The 18,811-nt window shown below is 52.6% G+C and carries 18 protein-coding genes; 14 read left to right on the top strand and 4 right to left on the bottom strand.

Going from position 1 to position 18,811, the window contains the following annotated elements; genetic code table 11:
* Positions 1–15: 15 nt before the first annotated feature.
* On the bottom strand, positions 16–783 hold the full coding sequence (locus FQZ95_RS08925; protein ID WP_160530103.1) for an IclR family transcriptional regulator: 768 nt from the start codon (positions 781–783) through the stop codon (positions 16–18).
* A gap of 215 nt (positions 784–998) precedes the next feature.
* Between FQZ95_RS08925 and rmuC the strand changes: the two genes are divergently transcribed.
* The 8 genes from rmuC (at position 999) to tatD (ending at position 8,002) form a co-directional block, all read left to right on the top strand.
* Positions 999–2,426: a DNA recombination protein RmuC gene (gene rmuC, locus FQZ95_RS08920; RefSeq protein ID WP_032185577.1), complete on the top strand. Its 1,428-nt coding sequence runs from the start codon at positions 999–1,001 to the stop codon at positions 2,424–2,426.
* A 94-nt stretch (positions 2,427–2,520) separates the two neighbouring features.
* Positions 2,521–3,276, top strand: a complete 756-nt coding sequence (ubiE, locus tag FQZ95_RS08915; protein WP_000227958.1) for a bifunctional demethylmenaquinone methyltransferase/2-methoxy-6-polyprenyl-1,4-benzoquinol methylase UbiE — start codon at positions 2,521–2,523, stop codon at positions 3,274–3,276.
* Between the two features lie 13 nt (positions 3,277–3,289).
* On the top strand, positions 3,290–3,895 hold the full coding sequence (ubiJ, locus tag FQZ95_RS08910) for a ubiquinone biosynthesis protein UbiJ (protein ID WP_002431887.1): 606 nt from the start codon (positions 3,290–3,292) through the stop codon (positions 3,893–3,895).
* Complete coding sequence (ubiB, locus tag FQZ95_RS08905) at positions 3,892–5,532, top strand: ubiquinone biosynthesis regulatory protein kinase UbiB (protein WP_000187543.1); 1,641 nt, start codon at positions 3,892–3,894, stop codon at positions 5,530–5,532. Before ubiJ ends, ubiB begins: the two co-directional genes overlap by 4 nt.
* A 78-nt stretch (positions 5,533–5,610) precedes the next feature.
* A complete protein-coding gene (gene tatA / locus FQZ95_RS08900) occupies positions 5,611–5,880 on the top strand; it encodes a Sec-independent protein translocase subunit TatA (RefSeq protein ID WP_001295260.1) in 270 nt (89 codons plus the stop codon).
* A gap of 3 nt (positions 5,881–5,883) precedes the next feature.
* The gene (gene tatB, locus FQZ95_RS08895; protein WP_000459594.1) at positions 5,884–6,399 is read left to right on the top strand and encodes a Sec-independent protein translocase protein TatB; all 516 of its coding nucleotides are present in this window, start codon (positions 5,884–5,886) and stop codon (positions 6,397–6,399) included.
* Between the two features lie 2 nt (positions 6,400–6,401).
* Positions 6,402–7,178 (top strand): Sec-independent protein translocase subunit TatC, encoded by a 777-nt coding sequence (gene tatC / locus FQZ95_RS08890; protein WP_000109943.1) that lies wholly within the window; start codon positions 6,402–6,404, stop codon positions 7,176–7,178.
* 41 nt (positions 7,179–7,219) lie between these two features.
* A complete protein-coding gene (tatD, locus tag FQZ95_RS08885; RefSeq protein ID WP_160530102.1) occupies positions 7,220–8,002 on the top strand; it encodes a 3'-5' ssDNA/RNA exonuclease TatD in 783 nt (260 codons plus the stop codon).
* Here tatD and rfaH read toward each other — a convergent pair.
* On the bottom strand, positions 7,999–8,487 hold the full coding sequence (gene rfaH / locus FQZ95_RS08880; protein ID WP_001192396.1) for a transcription/translation regulatory transformer protein RfaH: 489 nt from the start codon (positions 8,485–8,487) through the stop codon (positions 7,999–8,001). The two genes, tatD and rfaH, sit on opposite strands and share 4 nt — an antisense overlap.
* 166 nt (positions 8,488–8,653) lie before the next feature.
* On the opposite strand from rfaH, the gene ubiD reads away from it, so the two are divergent.
* Together ubiD and fre are read left to right on the top strand one after the other, a co-directional pair.
* Positions 8,654–10,147, top strand: coding sequence for a 4-hydroxy-3-polyprenylbenzoate decarboxylase (ubiD, locus tag FQZ95_RS08875; RefSeq protein WP_000339813.1), 1,494 nt, complete (start codon positions 8,654–8,656; stop codon positions 10,145–10,147).
* Positions 10,148–10,192: 45 nt separating this feature from the next.
* Positions 10,193–10,894: an NAD(P)H-flavin reductase gene (gene fre, locus FQZ95_RS08870; protein ID WP_000209826.1), complete on the top strand. Its 702-nt coding sequence runs from the start codon at positions 10,193–10,195 to the stop codon at positions 10,892–10,894.
* Between the two features lie 269 nt (positions 10,895–11,163).
* On the opposite strand, the gene fadA is transcribed toward fre, so the two are convergent.
* Entirely contained in the window at positions 11,164–12,327 is a 1,164-nt protein-coding gene (fadA, locus tag FQZ95_RS08865) for an acetyl-CoA C-acyltransferase FadA (protein WP_160530101.1), read from the bottom strand.
* Between the two features lie 9 nt (positions 12,328–12,336).
* On the bottom strand, positions 12,337–14,526 hold the full coding sequence (fadB, locus tag FQZ95_RS08860; RefSeq protein WP_000965930.1) for a fatty acid oxidation complex subunit alpha FadB: 2,190 nt from the start codon (positions 14,524–14,526) through the stop codon (positions 12,337–12,339).
* A gap of 188 nt (positions 14,527–14,714) precedes the next feature.
* On the opposite strand from fadB, the gene pepQ reads away from it, so the two are divergent.
* Genes pepQ through hemG form a run of 4 tightly spaced genes read left to right on the top strand, consistent with a single transcriptional unit; the run spans position 14,715 to position 18,707 of the window.
* Positions 14,715–16,046: a Xaa-Pro dipeptidase gene (pepQ, locus tag FQZ95_RS08855; RefSeq protein ID WP_160530100.1), complete on the top strand. Its 1,332-nt coding sequence runs from the start codon at positions 14,715–14,717 to the stop codon at positions 16,044–16,046.
* On the top strand, positions 16,046–16,660 hold the full coding sequence (locus FQZ95_RS08850; protein WP_001353706.1) for an IMPACT family protein: 615 nt from the start codon (positions 16,046–16,048) through the stop codon (positions 16,658–16,660). The genes pepQ and FQZ95_RS08850 overlap by 1 nt, the downstream gene beginning before the upstream one ends.
* 38 nt (positions 16,661–16,698) lie before the next feature.
* Complete coding sequence (gene trkH, locus FQZ95_RS08845; RefSeq protein WP_000545677.1) at positions 16,699–18,150, top strand: Trk system potassium transporter TrkH; 1,452 nt, start codon at positions 16,699–16,701, stop codon at positions 18,148–18,150.
* Between the two features lie 11 nt (positions 18,151–18,161).
* Positions 18,162–18,707 (top strand): menaquinone-dependent protoporphyrinogen IX dehydrogenase, encoded by a 546-nt coding sequence (hemG, locus tag FQZ95_RS08840; RefSeq protein WP_160530099.1) that lies wholly within the window; start codon positions 18,162–18,164, stop codon positions 18,705–18,707.
* Positions 18,708–18,811 lie beyond the last annotated feature (104 nt).

Below are 18,811 nucleotides of genomic sequence, written 5' to 3'. Positions count from 1 at the left end.
TCCTTTAGTCATGGTTTATTTATTTTTGTGGACGTGCTTACCCCAGCCCAGTTCAGCGGATATCTCTTCTGCACAGGATTTGACGTAAGGTGCCAGTTCTTCCAGACGCGCCAGTGACATATACGTAGTGGTACTGGCGACAGAAATAGCCGCCACAATTTCATCCCGGGCGTTGTAAACCGGCGCTGCAACGCAACGGATAGTCGGCTCGTTCTCTTCCAGATCAAAAGCAAAACCACTGGCGGCATAACGACGCATGTTCTGAATAAATGTGCCCAGTTTTGTTTCATCACCACAGGTCTTAAACAGCGTGCGCCACTCTTCTTCTGTTCGGTTGAGGATCAATGCCTTGCCGATGCCGGTGATTGCCAGTGGCATGCGATGGCCTGGGCGTGAGCGCATTTCCAGCCCGCGCTGGCTGTTGATCTTCTCCAGATACAGCACTTCGTCGCCTTCAACGATCCCCAGATGCACGGTGTCCAGGGTGTAACGGGCAAGGCGTTGCAAAACGGGCTGGGCAACTTCGTACAGCGAGGTGCTTTCCAGTGCTCTGGCACCGAATTCGATCAGTTTGGCACCCAGTTGGTAGCCCTGCGTTGGGACATGGCGCAGGTAGCGTTGTTCCACCAGAACGGTGACTAAACGATGGGTTGTGCTCCGGGTCGTGCCGGTGAACTCGCCGATACTTTTCAGGTCATGGCAGCCGTTATAAACAGCATTAAGAACCGCCAGCCCGCGTAATAACGTTTGTGCGCCAGCGGTGGTTGAAGAGGTATCTGCCATACGTTTCTCCTGATGATATTGCTGAAGTGTTCCACATAATGACGTGGGGAAAAGGTGATATATCCCACAATATAAACTACGTCTCATATTGTGGGATAAAATAATGAAAATTAAGGATCGTTTTGCGTAGCGCCTCGCAGGAAACTTCTTTCAAACTGGACGTTTGTACAGCACAATTCTATTTTGTGCGGGTAAGTAATGAGGCTGGAGGCGTTGTGGATATCTCAATCATGGTTTACGCAGTTATTGCGTTGGTGAGCGTGGCGATTGGCTGGCTGATTGCCAGTTATCAGCATGCGCAGCAAAAAGCCGAGCAATTCGCTGAACGTGAAGAGATGGTCGCGGAGTTAAGTGCGGCAAAACAACAAATTACCCAAAGCGAACATTGGCGTGCTGAGTGCGAGTTACTCAATAATGAAGTGCGCAGTCTGCAAAGCATTAACACATCGCTGGAGGCGGATCTGCGTGAGGTTACCACGCGAATGGAGGCCGTACAGCAACATGCTGACGATAAAATTCGCCAAATGATCAACAGCGAACAGCGCCTCAGTGAGCAGTTTGAAAACCTCGCCAACCGTATTTTCGAGCACAGCAATCGCCGGGTTGATGAGCAAAACCGTCAGAGTCTGAACAGCCTGTTGTCGCCACTACGTGAACAACTGGACGGTTTTCGTCGTCAGGTTCAGGACAGTTTCGGTAAAGAAGCACAAGAACGCCATACCCTGACTCACGAAATACGCAATCTCCAGCAGCTCAACGCGCAAATGGCCCAGGAAGCGATCAACCTGACGCGTGCGCTGAAAGGCGACAATAAAACCCAGGGCAACTGGGGCGAGGTAGTATTGACGCGTGTGCTGGAGGCTTCCGGTCTGCGTGAAGGGTATGAATATGAAACCCAGGTCAGCATCGAAAATGACGCCCGCTCGCGGATGCAGCCGGATGTCATCGTGCGGCTGCCGCAGGGCAAAGATGTGGTGATCGACGCAAAAATGACGCTGGTCGCCTATGAACGCTATTTCAACGCAGAAGACGACTACACCCGCGAAAGCGCGCTACAGGAACATATCGCGTCGGTGCGTAACCATATCCGTTTGCTGGGACGCAAAGATTATCAACAGCTGCCGGGGCTGCGAACCCTGGATTACGTGCTGATGTTTATTCCCGTTGAACCCGCTTTTTTACTGGCGCTTGACCGCCAGCCGGAGCTGATCACCGAAGCGTTGAAAAACAATATCATGCTGGTTAGCCCGACCACGCTGCTGGTGGCGCTGCGCACTATCGCCAACCTCTGGCGCTATGAGCATCAAAGTCGTAACGCCCAGAAAATAGCCGATCGCGCCAGCAAGTTGTACGACAAAATGCGCTTGTTTGTCGATGATATGTCCGCGATTGGTCAAAGTCTGGACAAAGCACAGGACAACTATCGTCAGGCAATGAAAAAACTCTCTTCAGGTCGCGGAAATGTGCTGGCGCAAGCAGAAGCGTTTCGCGGTTTAGGAGTAGAAATTAAACGCGAGATTAATCCGGATTTGGCTGAACAAGCGGTGAGCCAGGATGAAGAGTATCGACTGCGGTCGGTACCGGAGCAGCCGAATGATGAAGCTTATCAACGCGATGATGAATATAATCAGCAGTCGCGCTAGCCCATTGGGGGTAGTTAAGCCGGGTAGAAATCTAGGGCATCGACGCCCAATCTGTTACACTTCTGGAACAATTTTTTGATGAGCAGGCATTGAGATGGTGGATAAGTCACAAGAAACGACGCACTTTGGTTTTCAGACCGTCGCGAAGGAACAAAAAGCGGATATGGTCGCCCACGTTTTCCATTCCGTGGCATCGAAATACGATGTCATGAATGATTTGATGTCTTTTGGCATACATCGTTTGTGGAAACGCTTCACGATTGATTGCAGTGGCGTACGCCGCGGGCAGACCGTGCTGGATCTGGCAGGCGGTACTGGCGACCTGACAGCGAAATTCTCCCGCCTGGTGGGTGAAACTGGCAAAGTGGTCCTTGCTGATATCAATGAATCCATGCTCAAAATGGGCCGCGAGAAGCTGCGTAATATTGGTGTGATTGGCAACGTTGAGTATGTTCAGGCGAACGCTGAGGCGCTGCCGTTCCCGGATAACACCTTTGATTGCATCACCATTTCGTTTGGTCTGCGTAACGTCACTGACAAAGATAAAGCTCTGCGTTCAATGTATCGCGTTCTGAAACCTGGCGGCCGACTGCTGGTGCTTGAGTTCTCGAAGCCGATTATCGAGCCGTTAAGTAAGGCCTATGACGCTTACTCCTTCCATGTGCTGCCGCGTATTGGCTCACTGGTCGCGAACGACGCTGACAGCTACCGTTATCTTGCTGAATCTATCCGCATGCATCCCGATCAGGACACCCTGAAAGCTATGATGCAGGATGCTGGATTCGAAAGTGTCGACTATTACAACCTGACGGCAGGGGTTGTGGCGCTGCATCGTGGTTATAAGTTCTGACAGGAGACCGGAAATGCCTTTTAAACCTTTAGTGACGGCAGGAATTGAAAGTCTGCTCAACACCTTCCTGTATCGTTCACCCGCGCTGAAAACGGCCCGCTCGCGTCTGCTGGGTAAAGTTTTGCGCGTGGAGGTAAAAGGCTTTTCGACGTCATTGATTCTGGTGTTCAGCGAACGCCAGGTTGATGTGCTGGGTGAATGGGCGGGCGATGCTGACTGTACCGTTATCGCCTACGCCAGCGTGTTGCCGAAACTTCGCGATCGCCAGCAGCTTGCCGCGTTAATTCGCAGCGGTGAGCTGGAAGTACAGGGCGATATTCAGGTGGTGCAGAACTTCGTTGCACTGGCAGATCTGGCCGAGTTTGACCCAGCAGAATTGCTGGCGCCTTATACTGGTGATATCGCCGCTGAAGGTATCAGCAAAGCCTTGCGCGGAGGCGCGAAGTTCTTGCATCACGGCATTAAACGCCAGCAACGTTACGTGGCGGAAGCCATTACCGAAGAGTGGCGTATGGCGCCAGGTCCACTTGAAGTAGCCTGGTTTGCGGAAGAAACGGCAGCCGTTGAACGTGCCGTGGATTCCCTGACCAAACGGCTGGAAAAACTGGAGGCTAAATGACGCCAGGTGAAGTACGGCGCCTATATTTCATCATTCGCACTTTTTTAAGCTACGGACTTGATGAACTGATCCCTAAAATGCGTATCACCCTGCCGTTACGACTATGGCGATACTCATTATTCTGGATGCCAAATCGGCATAAAGACAAACCTTTAGGTGAGCGACTACGACTGGCTCTGCAAGAACTGGGGCCAGTGTGGATCAAGTTCGGGCAGATGCTGTCTACCCGCCGCGACCTTTTTCCTCCGCATATTGCCGATCAGCTGGCGTTATTGCAGGACAAAGTTGCTCCGTTTGATGGCAAGCTTGCGAAGCAACAGATTGAAGCTGCAATGGGCGGTTTGCCGGTAGAAGCGTGGTTTGACGATTTTGAAATCAAGCCGCTGGCGTCGGCTTCTATTGCTCAGGTTCATACCGCACGATTGAAATCGAATGGCAAAGAGGTGGTGATTAAAGTTATCCGCCCGGATATTTTGCCGGTGATTAAAGCGGATCTGAAACTTATCTACCGTCTGGCTCGCTGGGTGCCGCGTTTGCTGCCGGATGGTCGCCGTCTGCGCCCAACCGAAGTGGTGCGCGAGTACGAAAAGACATTGATTGATGAACTGAATTTGCTGCGGGAATCTGCCAACGCCATTCAGCTTCGGCGCAATTTTGAAGACAGCCCAATGCTCTACATCCCGGAAGTTTACCCTGACTATTGTAGTGAAGGGATGATGGTGATGGAGCGCATTTACGGCATTCCGGTTTCAGATGTCGCAGCGCTGGAGAAAAACGGCACTAACATGAAATTGCTGGCAGAACGCGGCGTGCAGGTGTTCTTCACTCAGGTCTTTCGTGACAGCTTTTTCCATGCCGATATGCACCCTGGCAACATCTTTGTAAGCTATGAACACCCAGAAAACCCGAAATATATCGGCATTGATTGCGGGATTGTTGGCTCGCTAAACAAAGAAGATAAACGCTATCTGGCGGAAAACTTTATCGCCTTCTTTAATCGCGATTATCGCAAAGTGGCAGAGCTACACGTCGATTCAGGCTGGGTGCCGCCAGATACCAACGTTGAAGAGTTCGAATTTGCCATTCGTACGGTCTGTGAACCTATCTTTGAGAAACCGCTGGCCGAAATTTCGTTTGGACATGTACTGTTAAATCTGTTTAATACGGCGCGTCGCTTCAATATGGAAGTGCAGCCGCAACTGGTGTTACTCCAGAAAACCCTGCTCTACGTCGAAGGGGTAGGTCGCCAGCTTTATCCGCAGCTCGATTTATGGAAAACGGCGAAGCCTTTCCTGGAGTCGTGGATTAAAGATCAGGTCGGTATTCCTGCGCTGGTGAGAGCATTTAAAGAAAAAGCGCCGTTCTGGGTCGAAAAAATGCCAGAACTCCCTGAACTGGTTTACGACAGTTTGCGCCAGGGCAAGTATTTACAGCACAGTGTTGATAAGATTGCCCGCGAGCTTCAGTCAAATCATGTACGTCAGGGACAATCGCGTTATTTTCTCGGAATTGGCGCTACGTTAGTATTAAGCGGCACATTCTTGTTGGTCAGCCGCCCTGAATGGGGGTTGATGCCCGGCTGGTTAATGGCAGGTGGTCTGATCGCCTGGTTTGTCGGTTGGCGCAAAACACGCTGATTTTTTCATCGCTCAAGGCGGCCCGTGTAACGTATAATGCGGCCTTGTTTAATCATCATCTACCACAGAGGAACATGTATGGGTGGTATCAGTATTTGGCAGTTATTGATTATTGCCGTCATCGTTGTACTGCTTTTTGGCACCAAAAAGCTCGGCTCCATCGGTTCCGATCTTGGTGCGTCGATCAAAGGCTTTAAAAAAGCAATGAGCGATGATGAACCAAAGCAGGATAAAACCAGTCAGGATGCTGATTTTACTGCGAAAACTATCGCCGATAAGCAGGCGGATACGAATCAGGAACAGGCTAAAACAGAAGACGCGAAGCGCCACGATAAAGAGCAGGTGTAATCCGTGTTTGATATCGGTTTTAGCGAACTGCTATTGGTGTTCATCATCGGCCTCGTCGTTCTGGGGCCGCAACGACTGCCTGTGGCGGTAAAAACGGTAGCTGGCTGGATTCGCGCGTTGCGTTCACTGGCGACAACGGTGCAGAACGAACTGACCCAGGAGTTAAAACTCCAGGAGTTTCAGGACAGCCTGAAAAAGGTTGAAAAGGCGAGCCTCACTAACCTGACGCCCGAACTGAAAGCGTCGATGGATGAACTACGCCAGGCCGCGGAGTCGATGAAGCGTTCCTACGTTGCAAACGATCCTGAAAAGGCGAGCGATGAAGCGCACACCATCCATAACCCGGTGGTGAAAGATAATGAAGCTGCGCATGAAGGCGTAACGCCTGCCGCTGCACAAACGCAGGCCAGTTCGCCGGAACAGAAGCCAGAAACCACGCCAGAGCCGGTGGTAAAACCTGCTGCGGACGCTGAACCGAAAACCGCTGCACCTTCCCCTTCGTCGAGTGATAAACCGTAAACATGTCTGTAGAAGATACTCAACCGCTTATCACGCATCTGATTGAGCTGCGTAAGCGTCTGCTGAACTGCATTATCGCGGTGATCGTGATATTCCTGTGTCTGGTCTATTTCGCCAATGACATCTATCACCTGGTATCCGCGCCATTGATCAAGCAGTTGCCGCAAGGTTCAACGATGATCGCCACCGACGTGGCCTCACCGTTCTTTACGCCGATCAAGCTGACCTTTATGGTGTCGCTGATTCTGTCAGCGCCGGTGATTCTCTATCAGGTGTGGGCGTTTATCGCCCCAGCATTGTATAAGCACGAACGTCGCCTGGTGGTGCCGCTGCTGGTTTCCAGCTCTCTGTTGTTTTATATCGGCATGGCGTTCGCCTACTTTGTGGTCTTTCCGCTGGCATTTGGCTTCCTTGCCAATACCGCGCCGGAAGGGGTACAGGTATCCACCGACATCGCCAGCTATTTAAGCTTCGTTATGGCGCTGTTTATGGCGTTTGGTGTCTCCTTTGAAGTGCCGGTGGCAATTGTGTTGCTGTGCTGGATGGGGATTACCTCGCCAGAAGACTTACGCAAAAAACGTCCGTATGTGCTGGTTGGCGCATTCGTCGTCGGGATGTTGCTGACGCCGCCGGATGTCTTCTCGCAAACGCTGCTGGCGATCCCGATGTACTGCTTGTTTGAAATTGGTGTCTTCTTCTCACGCTTTTACGTTGGTAAGGGTCGAAACCGGGAAGAGGAAAACGACGCTGAAGCAGAAAGCGAAAAAACTGAAGAATAAATTCAACCGCCCGTCAGGGCGGTTGTCATATGGAGTACAGGATGTTTGATATCGGCGTTAATTTGACCAGTTCGCAATTTGCGAAAGACCGTGATGATGTTGTAGCACGCGCTTTTGACGCAGGAGTTGATGGGCTGCTCATCACTGGCACTAACCTGCACGAAAGCCAGCAGGCACAAAAACTGGCGCGTCAGTATTCATCCTGTTGGTCAACGGCGGGCGTGCATCCTCATGACAGCAGCCAGTGGCAAGCAGCGACCGAAGAAGCGATCATTGAACTGGCCTCGCAGCCAGAAGTGGTGGCGATTGGTGAGTGTGGCCTCGACTTTAACCGCAACTTTTCTACACCAGAAGAGCAGGAACGTGCTTTTGTTGCTCAGCTACGCATTGCTGCAGAATTAAACATGCCAGTATTTATGCACTGTCGCGATGCCCACGATCGGTTTATAACCTTGCTGGAGCCGTGGCTGGATAAACTGCCTGGTGCAGTTCTTCATTGCTTTACCGGTACACGTGAAGAGATGCAGGCGTGCGCGGCGCGTGGAATTTATATCGGCATTACCGGTTGGGTTTGCGATGAACGACGTGGACTAGAACTGCGGGAAATCTTGCCGTTGATTCCGGCGGAGAAATTGCTGATCGAAACTGATGCGCCGTATCTGCTCCCGCGAGATCTCACGCCGAAGCCATCATCCCGGCGCAACGAGCCAGCCTATCTGCCCCATATTTTGCAACGTATTGCGCACTGGCGTGGGGAAGATGCCGCATGGCTGGCTGCCACCACGGATGCCAATGTCAAAACACTGTTTGGGGTTGCGTTTTAGAGTTTGCGGAACTCGGTGTTCTTCACGCTGTGCTTGATCTCTTTATTAATAAGATTAAGCAATAGCATGGAACGTGCCTCGCCGTCGGGTTCGGTGAAAATGGCCTGGAAACCTTCGAATGCGCCTTCGGTAATAATTACCTTATCACCCGGATAAGGGGTTGCCGGATCAACAATGTCTTTCGGTTTATACACCGACAGCTGATGAATCACCGCTGATGGGACTATCGCTGGCGACGCGCCAAAGCGCACGAAGTGGCTAACACCGCGGGTCGCGTTGATAGTCGTGGTATGAATGACTTCTGGATCAAATTCCACAAACAGGTAGTTGGGGAACAATGGTTCACTGACTGCAGTACGTTTGCCACGCACGATTTTTTCCAGGGTGATCATCGGTGCCAGGCAATTCACAGCCTGTCTTTCGAGGTGTTCCTGGGCACGTTGAAGTTGCCCGCGCTTGCAGTACAGTAAATACCAGGATTGCATAATGACTCTTATCCGTTTAATCGGGGCGCAAGGATAGCAAAAGCTTTACGCTAAGTTAATTATATTCCCCGGTTTGCGTTATACCGTCAGAGTTCACGCTAATTTAACAAATTTACAGCATCGCAAAGATGAACGCCGTATAATGGGCGCAGATTAAGAGGCTACAATGGATGCCATGAAATATAACGATTTACGCGACTTCCTGACGCTGCTTGAACAGCAGGGTGAGCTAAAACGTATCACGCTCCCGGTGGATCCGCATCTGGAAATCACTGAAATTGCTGACCGCACTTTGCGTGCCGGTGGGCCTGCGTTGTTGTTCGAAAACCCTAAAGGCTACTCAATGCCGGTGCTGTGCAACCTGTTCGGTACGCCAAAGCGCGTGGCGATGGGCATGGGGCAGGAAGATGTTTCGGCGCTGCGTGAAGTTGGTAAATTATTGGCGTTTCTGAAAGAGCCGGAGCCGCCAAAAGGTTTCCGCGACCTGTTTGATAAACTGCCGCAGTTTAAACAAGTATTGAACATGCCGACAAAGCGACTGCGTGGTGCGCCCTGCCAACAAAAAATCGTCTCTGGCGATGACGTCGATCTTAACCGCATTCCCATTATGACCTGCTGGCCGGAAGATGCCGCGCCGCTGATTACCTGGGGGCTGACCGTAACGCGCGGCCCGAATAAAGAACGGCAGAATCTGGGTATTTATCGCCAGCAGCTAATTGGTAAAAACAAACTGATTATGCGCTGGCTGTCGCATCGCGGCGGCGCGCTGGATTATCAGGAGTGGTGTGCGGCGCATCCGGGCGAACGTTTCCCGGTTTCTGTGGCGCTGGGTGCTGATCCCGCCACGATTCTCGGTGCAGTTACTCCCGTTCCGGATACGCTTTCGGAGTATGCGTTTGCCGGATTGCTGCGCGGCACCAAGACCGAAGTGGTGAAGTGTATTTCCAATGACCTTGAAGTGCCCGCCAGTGCGGAGATTGTGCTGGAAGGGTATATCGAACAAGGCGAAACTGCGCCGGAAGGGCCGTATGGCGACCACACCGGTTACTATAACGAAGTCGATAGTTTCCCGGTATTTACTGTGACGCATATTACCCAGCGTGAAGATGCGATTTATCATTCCACCTATACCGGGCGTCCGCCGGATGAACCTGCGGTGCTGGGTGTCGCACTGAACGAAGTGTTTGTGCCGATTCTGCAAAAACAGTTCCCGGAAATTGTCGATTTTTACCTGCCGCCGGAAGGCTGCTCTTATCGCCTGGCGGTAGTGACGATCAAAAAACAGTACGCCGGACACGCGAAGCGCGTCATGATGGGCGTCTGGTCGTTCTTACGCCAGTTTATGTACACTAAATTTGTGATCGTTTGCGATGATGACGTCAACGCACGCGACTGGAACGATGTGATTTGGGCGATTACCACCCGTATGGACCCGGCGCGGGATACTGTTCTGGTAGAAAATACGCCTATTGATTATCTGGATTTTGCCTCGCCTGTCTCCGGGCTAGGTTCAAAAATGGGGCTGGATGCCACGAATAAATGGCCGGGGGAAACCCAGCGTGAATGGGGACGTCCCATCAAAAAAGATCCAGATGTTGTCGCGCATATTGACGCCATCTGGGATGAACTGGCTATTTTTAACAACGGTAAAAGCGCCTGATGCGCGTTTGTTTTGCCCTATTTATCGATCCGACAGAGAAAGCGCATGACAACCTTAAGCTGTAAAGTGACCTCGGTAGAAGCTATCACGGATACCGTATATCGTGTCCGCATCGTGCCAGACGCGGCCTTTTCTTTTCGTGCTGGTCAGTATTTGATGGTAGTGATGGATGAGCGCGACAAACGTCCGTTTTCAATGGCCTCGACGCCGGATGAAAAAGGTTTCATCGAGCTGCATATTGGCGCTTCTGAAATTAACCTTTACGCGAAAGCCGTTATGGACCGTATTCTCAAAGATCATCAAATCGTGGTCGATATTCCCCACGGAGAAGCGTGGCTGCGCGATGATGAAGAGCGTCCGATGATTTTGATTGCGGGCGGTACAGGCTTCTCTTATGCGCGCTCAATCTTGCTGACGGCGCTGGCGCGTAACCCAAACCGTGATATCACCATTTACTGGGGGGGGCGTGAAGAGCAGCATCTTTATGATCTCTGCGAGCTTGAGGCGCTTTCGCTGAAGCATCCTGGTCTGCAAGTGGTGCCGGTGGTTGAACAACCGGAAGCGGGTTGGCGTGGGCGTACTGGCACCGTGTTAACGGCGGTATTGCAGGATCACGGCACGCTGGCAGAGCATGATATCTACATTGCCGGGCGTTTTGAGATGGCGAAAATCGCCCGTGACCTGTTTTGCAGTGAGCGTAATGCGCGGGAAGACCGCCTGTTTGGCGATGCGTTTGCGTTTATCTGAGATATAAAAAACCCGCCCCTGACAGGCGGGAAGAACGGCAACTAAAACTTTATACAGTGGCATTTAGATCTATGTCGCATCCGGCAATCAATGCACGCGCTGGTGCGTCTTATCAGGCCTACATTGGTGCCGGGTCGGTAGGCCGGATAAGGCGTTTACGCCGCATCCGGCAATCGATGCCTGATGCGACGCTGGCGCGTCTTATCAGGCCTACATTAGTGCCGGGTCGGTAGACCGGATAAGGCATTCACGCCGCATCCGGCAAGTGGTTAAACCCGCTCAAACACCGTTGCAATACCCTGACCCAGACCAATGCACATCGTCGCCAGACCAAACTGGACGTCTTTGCGCTCCATTAGATTCAGCAGCGTGGTGCTGATACGCGCACCGGAACAACCCAGCGGATGACCTAGCGCGATCGCGCCACCGTTGAGGTTGATCTTCTCGTCAATCTGCTCCATTAGCCCCAGATCTTTAATACATGGCAGGATCTGCGCGGCAAAAGCTTCATTCATTTCAAACACGCCGATATCGCTGGCAGAAAGCCCCGCTTTTTTCAGCGCCAGCTTCGAGGCTGGAACCGGGCCGTAACCCATAATCGACGGGTCACAACCAACGACCGCCATCGAACGCACGCGGGCGCGTGGCTTAAGACCTAATTCTCGGGCGCGGCTTTCACTCATCACCAGCATGGCTGCAGCGCCATCGGAGAGAGCGGAAGACGTACCCGCCGTTACCGTGCCGCTGACTGGATCGAACGCCGGACGCAGCGTGGCGAGGGCTTCCACGGTGGTTTCCGGCCGAATCACCTCGTCGTAATTAAACTGCTTCAGGACGCCGTCGGCATCGTGACCACCGGTCGGGATGATTTCATTTTTAAATGCGCCCGACTGCGTGGCGGCCCAGGCGCGGGCGTGTGATCGCGCGGCAAAGGCATCCTGCATTTCACGGCTGATACCGTGCATACGCGCCAGCATTTCTGCCGTTAAGCCCATCATGCCCGCCGCTTTGGCGACATTGCGGCTCAGGCCGGGGTGAAAATCGACGCCGTGACTCATCGGCACATGGCCCATATGCTCCACGCCACCGACCAGACATGCCTGTGCATCGCCAGTCATAATCATCCGTGCTGCGTCATGCAGTGCCTGCATGGATGAACCGCACAAGCGATTGACGGTGATCGCCGGGACAGAATGCGGCACTTCTGCCAACAGCGCCGCGTTACGAGCGATATTAAAACCCTGCTCCAGCGTCTGCTGCACACAACCCCAGTAAATATCATCGAGGGCCGCTGCTTCCAGCGCCGGGTTACGCGCCAGCAGGCTACGCATTAAATGAGCGGAGAGATCTTCCGCACGCACGTTACGAAAAGCACCGCCCTTCGAACGGCCCATCGGGGTACGAATTGCATCGACAATGACAACCTGTTCCATTGTGACTCCTTAAGCCGTTTTCAGGTCGCCAACCGGACGGGCTGGCTCAACCGGGGGATAGTACGGTTCGTTATGACGCGCTTTATTACGCAGACCTTCTGGCACTTCATACAGCGGGCCGAGGTGCTGATATTGCTGTGCCATATCGAGGTATTTCGCGCTGCCGAGGGTGTCCAGCCAGCGGAACGCGCCGCCGTGGAACGGAGGGAAGCCCAGGCCGTAGACCAGTGCCATATCGGCTTCTGCCGGAGTGGCGATAATGCCTTCCTCCAGACAACGCACCACTTCGTTGACCATCGGGATCATCATGCGGGCGATAATCTCTTCTTCGCTGAAATCGCGCTTCGGCTGGCTGACTTCTGCCAGCAGGTCGTCAACGGCGGCATCTTCTTCTTTCTTCGGCTTACCTTTGCTGTCTTCTTTATAACGCCAGAAACCAAGGCCGTTCTTCTGACCAAAACGGTTGGCATCAAACAGTGCGTCGATGGCATCGCGATAATCTTTCTGCATCCGCTGCGGGAAACCTGCTGCCATCACTGCCTGGGCGTGATGCGCGGTATCAATGCCCACGACATCCAGCAGGTATGCCGGACCCATCGGCCAGCCAAACTGTTTTTCCATCACTTTGTCGATCTTGCGGAAATCCGCGCCGTCGCGCAGTAACTGGCTGAATCCGGCGAAGTAGGGGAACAGCACGCGGTTAACAAAGAAGCCGGGGCAGTCGTTAACCACAATCGGCGTTTTACCCATCTTGCTCGCCCATGCGACAACTTTCGCGATGGTTTCGTCGGAGCTTTTCTCACCGCGAATAATTTCCACCAACGGCATCCGGTGCACTGGGTTAAAGAAATGCATCCCGCAGAAGTTTTCCGGGCGTTCCAGCGCGTTGGCCAGTTCGCTGATAGGAATGGTTGAAGTATTGGAAGCCAGCACGGTATCCGGGCGTACTTTCTGCTCGGTTTCTGCCAGCACGGCTTTTTTCACTTTCGGGTTTTCGACAACCGCTTCTACCACAACGTCCACGCGATCAAACCCGGCGTAGTCGAGCGTTGGATGAATCGTGGAGATCACGCCAGCCAGTTTCAGACCGTCGATCTTGCCGCGCTCAAGCTGCTTGTTCAGCAATTTTGCGGCTTCAGTCATACCGAGGGTTAACGACTTGTCATTGATATCTTTCATGACAACCGGAACGCCTTTCCACGCAGACTGGTAAGCGATGCCGCCGCCCATAATGCCTGCGCCCAGCACAGCGGCCTGTTTCGGGGTTTCAACATCTTTGGTGAGTTTCTTCGCTTTACCTTTTACATATTGATCGTTAAGGAAAATGCCGACCAGTGCGCGAGCTTCGTTGGTATGCGCCAGCGGGACAAAACTTTTGTTTTCCAGATTTAATGCTTCTTCACGACCAAAACGGGCAGCCGCTTCAATGGTTTTTACTGCGGTGATGGGTGCGGGGTAATGTTTCCCTGCTGTTTGTGCGACCATTCCTTTAGCGATGGTGAAGCTCATGGTGGCTTCAATCTTGCTCAGTTTTAGCGGTTCCAGCTTCGGCTGACGTTTCGCTTTCCAGTCGAGGTCGCCGTTAATGGCCTGACGTAAAATCGCCTTCGCGCCTTCAACCAGTTTTTCTGCTTTGACTACGCCATCCACCAGACCGATTTTCAGCGCCTGATCCGCGCCGACATCTTTACCGGCGGCAATGATTTCCAGCGCACTATCAGCACCGAGCATACGTGGCATACGTACAGAACCGCCAAAGCCCGGCATAATGCCCAGTTTGGTTTCCGGCAGACCGATGCGCAGATCTGGCGTCGCCAGACGATAATCGGTCGCCAGCACACATTCGCAGCCACCGCCCAGCGCATAGCCGTTGACGGCAGCAATGGTCGGCACCGGCAGATCTTCCAGGCGATTAAACACGCTATTGGCAAAATGCAGCCACTGGCTTAACTGTTCTTCAGGAACGAGGAACAGGGACAAGAATTCGGTGATATCAGCACCGACGATAAAGGCTGCTTTATTCGAACGCAGCAGCAGCCCTTTTAAATCTGATTGCTGTTCCAGCACGCCGATGGCCTCGCCGAGGCTGGCGACGGTCGCAGTGTCGAGTTTATTAACTGAACCTGGGGCATCAAATACCAGTTCGGCAATGCCATCTTCCAGCCAGTCAAGGTACAGGGTGTCGCCTTTGTAAAGCATGTCAGTCTCCTGAATCCGCAAGGTGATCTGGTCGTACCAGATGAAACGAAGTGTGTATTTTGTGTTAAAAATATGCAAATAAAAGATTAAAGAAATGCCAATCTGATCACGCTCGGCAGAAATCACGCTCTGTATTAACGTTGTGCTAAGATGCGGAGACTTAAGGTCAAAAAACAGAAGGGTATAAAATGGAATCACTGGCCTCGCTCTATAAAAATCATATAGCTACCTTACAGGAACGGACTCGCGATGCGCTGGCGCGCTTCAAGCTGGATGCGTTACTTATTCACTCCGGCGAACTGTTCAACGTTTTTCTCGACGATCATCCCTATCCGTTTAAAGTGAACCCGCAATTCAAAGCGTGGGTGCCGGTAACTCAGGTGCCAAACTGCTGGCTGCTGGTAGATGGCGTGAACAAGCCGAAACTGTGGTTTTATCTGCCGGTTGATTACTGGCACAACGTCGAACCACTGCCGACCTCCTTCTGGACTGAAGATGTAGAAGTGATCGCGCTGCCGAAAGCCGATGGTATTGGTAGTCTGTTGCCTGCTGCGCGCGGCAATATCGGGTATATCGGCCCGGTGCCGGAACGAGCGCTGCAACTGGGCATTGAGGCCAGCAATATCAACCCGAAAGGGGTGATCGACTACCTGCATTACTATCGCTCCTTCAAAACCGAGTACGAACTGGCCTGTATGCGTGAAGCGCAGAAAATGGCGGTCAACGGTCATCGCGCGGCAGAAGAAGCGTTCCGTTCTGGCATGAGCGAGTTCGATATCAACATTGCCTATCTGACCGCGACCGGTCATCGTGATACCGACGTGCCTTACAGCAACATTGTGGCGCTCAACGAACACGCTGCGGTACTGCATTACACCAAACTGGACCATCAGGCTCCGGAAGAGATGCGCAGCTTCCTGCTGGATGCCGGGGCAGAATATAACGGCTATGCGGCTGACTTGACCCGTACCTGGTCGGCAAAAAGCGACAACGACTACGCACAGCTGGTGAAAGACGTAAATGATGAACAACTGGCGCTGATCGCTACCATGAAAGCAGGCGTCAGCTATGTGGATTACCACATCCAGTTCCATCAGCGTATCGCCAAACTGCTGCGTAAACATCAAATCATCACCGATATGAGTGAAGAGGCGATGGTCGAAAATGATCTTACCGGACCGTTTATGCCGCACGGTATCGGCCATACGCTGGGCCTGCAGGTGCATGACGTGGCCGGTTTTATGCAGGATGATAGCGGTACGCACCTCGCGGCACCGGCAAAATATCCGTACCTGCGCTGCACCCGTATTCTCCAGCCGGGCATGGTCTTAACCATCGAACCGGGTATCTACTTCATCGAATCGCTTCTGGCACCGTGGCGTGAAGGGCAGTTCAGCAAACACTTCAACTGGCAGAAAATTGAAGCACTGAAACCGTTCGGCGGCATTCGTATCGAAGACAACGTGGTGATCCACGAAAACAACGTGGAAAACATGACCCGGGATCTGAAACTGGCGTGATGGAAAGCTGGTTAATTCCTGCGGCACCGGTCACGGTCGTTGAAGAGATCAAAAAGAGCCGCTTCATTACGCTGTTGGCGCATACCGATGGCGTTGAGGCGGCAAAAGCGTTTGTTGAATCGGTGCGGGCAGAACACCCCGATGCCCGCCACCATTGCGTGGCGTGGGTGGCGGGTGCGCCGGATGATTCTCAACAGCTGGGTTTCTCTGACGACGGGGAGCCGGCGGGAACGGCAGGTAAACCGATGCTCGCCCAACTAATGGGCAGCGGCGTCGGGGAAATTACCGCTGTGGTGGTGCGCTACTACGGCGGCATATTGCTGGGCACCGGTGGGTTAGTGAAAGCGTATGGCGGCGGCGTGAATCAGGCGCTGCGCCAGCTAACGACCCAACGCAAGACGCCATTAACCGAATATACTTTGCAATGTGAATATAGTCAGTTGACCGGCATTGAAGCGTTGCTGGGGCAGTGTGGCGGCAAAATTATCAACAGTGATTATCAGGCATTCGTTCTGCTGCGGGTGGCGCTTCCGGCGGCGAAAGTGGCTGAATTTTCCGCAAAACTGGCGGATTTTAGCCGTGGTTCATTGCAATTGTTAGCGATTGAAGAATAATCCCCACTTCATTTTGCAGAACTAAGGAAGCGGCAGAGATGCATTTTCGCGCCATTACCCGAATTGTTGGACTACTGGTCATCTTATTTTCAGGGACCATGATTATCCCTGGGCTGGTAGCACTCATCTACCGGGATGGAGCGGGCCGCGCTTTTACCCAGACCTTTTTTGTCGCCCTCGCCATTGGCTCTATGCTGTGGTGGCCGAACCGCAAAGAGAAGGGCGAACTGAAATCCCGTGAAGGGTTTCTGATAGTGGTGCTGTTCTGGACCGTGCTGGGTAGCGTCGGTGCGCTCCCTTTTATCTTCTCGGAAAGCCCAAACCTCACGATTACCGATGCGTTTTTTGAATCTTTCTCTGGCCTGACCACCACGGGAGCCACTACGCTGGTGGGGCTGGATTCGCTCCCTCACGCCATCCTCTTTTATCGCCAGATGCTGCAATGGTTTGGCGGGATGGGGATCATCGTGTTGGCGGTTGCGATACTGCCTATCCTCGGCGTGGGTGGGATGCAGCTCTATCGCGCAGAAATGCCCGGCCCGCTGAAAGATAACAAAATGCGCCCGCGAATTGCGGAAACGGCGAAAACCCTGTGGTTGATTTATGTCTTGCTGACCGTCGCCTGTGCGCTGGCGTTGTGGTTTGCCGGAATGGATGCCTTTGATGCCATCGGCCATAGCTTTGCGACTATCGCTATTGGCGGCTTCTCGACACATGATGCCAGTATCGGTTATTTCGACAGCCCGACTATTAACACTATCATTGCTATCTTCCTGCTGATCTCCGGCTGTAACTACGGTCTGCACTTTTCGCTGTTAAGTGGGCGTAGTCTGAAGGTTTATTGGCGCGATCCGGAATTTCGCATGTTTATCGGCGTACAGTTTACGCTGGTGGTTATTTGTACCCTCGTGCTGTGGTTTCATAATGTCTACAGTTCGGCGCTGATGACAATTAACCAGGCGTTTTTTCAGGTGGTGTCGATGGCGACGACCGCCGGATTTACGACAGATAGCATTGCCCGCTGGCCGCTCTTTTTGCCGGTACTGCTTTTATGTTCAGCATTTATTGGCGGTTGCGCCGGGTCTACGGGCGGTGGCCTGAAAGTGATCCGCATTCTGCTGCTGTTTAAGCAGGGGAACCGTGAGCTGAAACGACTGGTGCACCCGAACGCCGTGTATAGCATTAAGCTGGGGAATCGCGCACTGCCGGAACGTATCCTCGAAGCCGTTTGGGGATTTTTCTCCGCCTATGCATTGGTGTTTATTGTCAGTATGCTGGCGATTATCGCCACGGGTGTGGATGACTTTTCTGCCTTTGCCTCGGTTGTTGCGACATTGAATAACCTGGGACCAGGGCTTGGCGTGGTTGCTGATAACTTTACCAGTATGAACCCGGTGGCTAAATGGATCCTGATTGCCAACATGCTGTTTGGTCGTCTCGAGGTCTTTACATTGCTGGTGCTCTTTACCCCGACTTTCTGGCGTGAATGATGGAGTAATACGTGAAAACATTAATTCTTTTCTCAACAAGGGACGGACAAACGCGCGAGATTGCCTCCTACCTGGCTTCGGAACTGAAAGAACTGGGGATCCAGGCGGATGTCGCCAATGTGCACCGCATTGAAGAACCCCAGTGGGAAAACTACGACCGTGTGGTCATTGGTGCTTCTATTCGCTATGGTCACTACCACTCTGCGTTCCAGGAATTTGTCAAAAAGCATGCGACGCGGCTGAATTCGATGCCGAGCGCCTTTTACTCCGTAAACCTGGTGGCGCGTAAACCGGAGAAGCGTACTCCACAGACCAACAGCTACGCGCGCAAGTTTCTGATGAGTTCACAATGGCGTCCCGATCGCTGCGCGGTCATTGCCGGGGCGCTGCGTTATCCACGTTACCGCTGGTACGATCGCTTTATGATCAAGCTGATTATGAAGATGTCAGGCGGTGAAACGGATACGCACAAAGAAGTTGTCTATACCGATTGGCAGCAGGTGGCGAATTTCGCCCGAGAAATCGCCCATTTAACCGACAAACCGACGCTGAAATAAGCATAAAGAATAAAAAATGCGCGGTCAGAAAATTATTTTAAATTTCCTCTTGTCAGGCCGGAATAACTCCCTATAATGCGCCACCACTGACACGGAACAACGGC

The organism is Escherichia sp. HH41S, from assembly GCF_009820115.1.
GTDB classification, from domain to species: domain Bacteria; phylum Pseudomonadota; class Gammaproteobacteria; order Enterobacterales; family Enterobacteriaceae; genus Escherichia; species Escherichia coli_F.
The sequence above is the reverse complement of the archived record's forward strand: the minus strand, read 5'-3'. Positions and strand labels throughout refer to the sequence as shown.

What these genes read in the sequence shown, in the direction of transcription:
- FQZ95_RS08925 (WP_160530103.1), bottom strand. Translation starts at nt 783, where the DNA reads ATGGCAGATACCTCTTCAACCACCGCTGGCGCACAAACGTTATTACGC.
- pepQ (WP_160530100.1), top strand. Translation starts at nt 14,715, where the DNA reads ATGGAATCACTGGCCTCGCTCTATAAAAATCATATAGCTACCTTACAG.
- fre (WP_000209826.1), top strand. Translation starts at nt 10,193, where the DNA reads ATGACAACCTTAAGCTGTAAAGTGACCTCGGTAGAAGCTATCACGGAT.
- ubiE (WP_000227958.1), top strand. Translation starts at nt 2,521, where the DNA reads ATGGTGGATAAGTCACAAGAAACGACGCACTTTGGTTTTCAGACCGTC.
- FQZ95_RS08850 (WP_001353706.1), top strand. Translation starts at nt 16,046, where the DNA reads ATGGAAAGCTGGTTAATTCCTGCGGCACCGGTCACGGTCGTTGAAGAG.
- tatA (WP_001295260.1), top strand. Translation starts at nt 5,611, where the DNA reads ATGGGTGGTATCAGTATTTGGCAGTTATTGATTATTGCCGTCATCGTT.
- tatD (WP_160530102.1), top strand. Translation starts at nt 7,220, where the DNA reads ATGTTTGATATCGGCGTTAATTTGACCAGTTCGCAATTTGCGAAAGAC.
- ubiD (WP_000339813.1), top strand. Translation starts at nt 8,654, where the DNA reads ATGGATGCCATGAAATATAACGATTTACGCGACTTCCTGACGCTGCTT.
- rfaH (WP_001192396.1), bottom strand. Translation starts at nt 8,487, where the DNA reads ATGCAATCCTGGTATTTACTGTACTGCAAGCGCGGGCAACTTCAACGT.
- trkH (WP_000545677.1), top strand. Translation starts at nt 16,699, where the DNA reads ATGCATTTTCGCGCCATTACCCGAATTGTTGGACTACTGGTCATCTTA.
- ubiJ (WP_002431887.1), top strand. Translation starts at nt 3,290, where the DNA reads ATGCCTTTTAAACCTTTAGTGACGGCAGGAATTGAAAGTCTGCTCAAC.
- fadB (WP_000965930.1), bottom strand. Translation starts at nt 14,526, where the DNA reads ATGCTTTACAAAGGCGACACCCTGTACCTTGACTGGCTGGAAGATGGC.
- ubiB (WP_000187543.1), top strand. Translation starts at nt 3,892, where the DNA reads ATGACGCCAGGTGAAGTACGGCGCCTATATTTCATCATTCGCACTTTT.
- tatC (WP_000109943.1), top strand. Translation starts at nt 6,402, where the DNA reads ATGTCTGTAGAAGATACTCAACCGCTTATCACGCATCTGATTGAGCTG.
- fadA (WP_160530101.1), bottom strand. Translation starts at nt 12,327, where the DNA reads ATGGAACAGGTTGTCATTGTCGATGCAATTCGTACCCCGATGGGCCGT.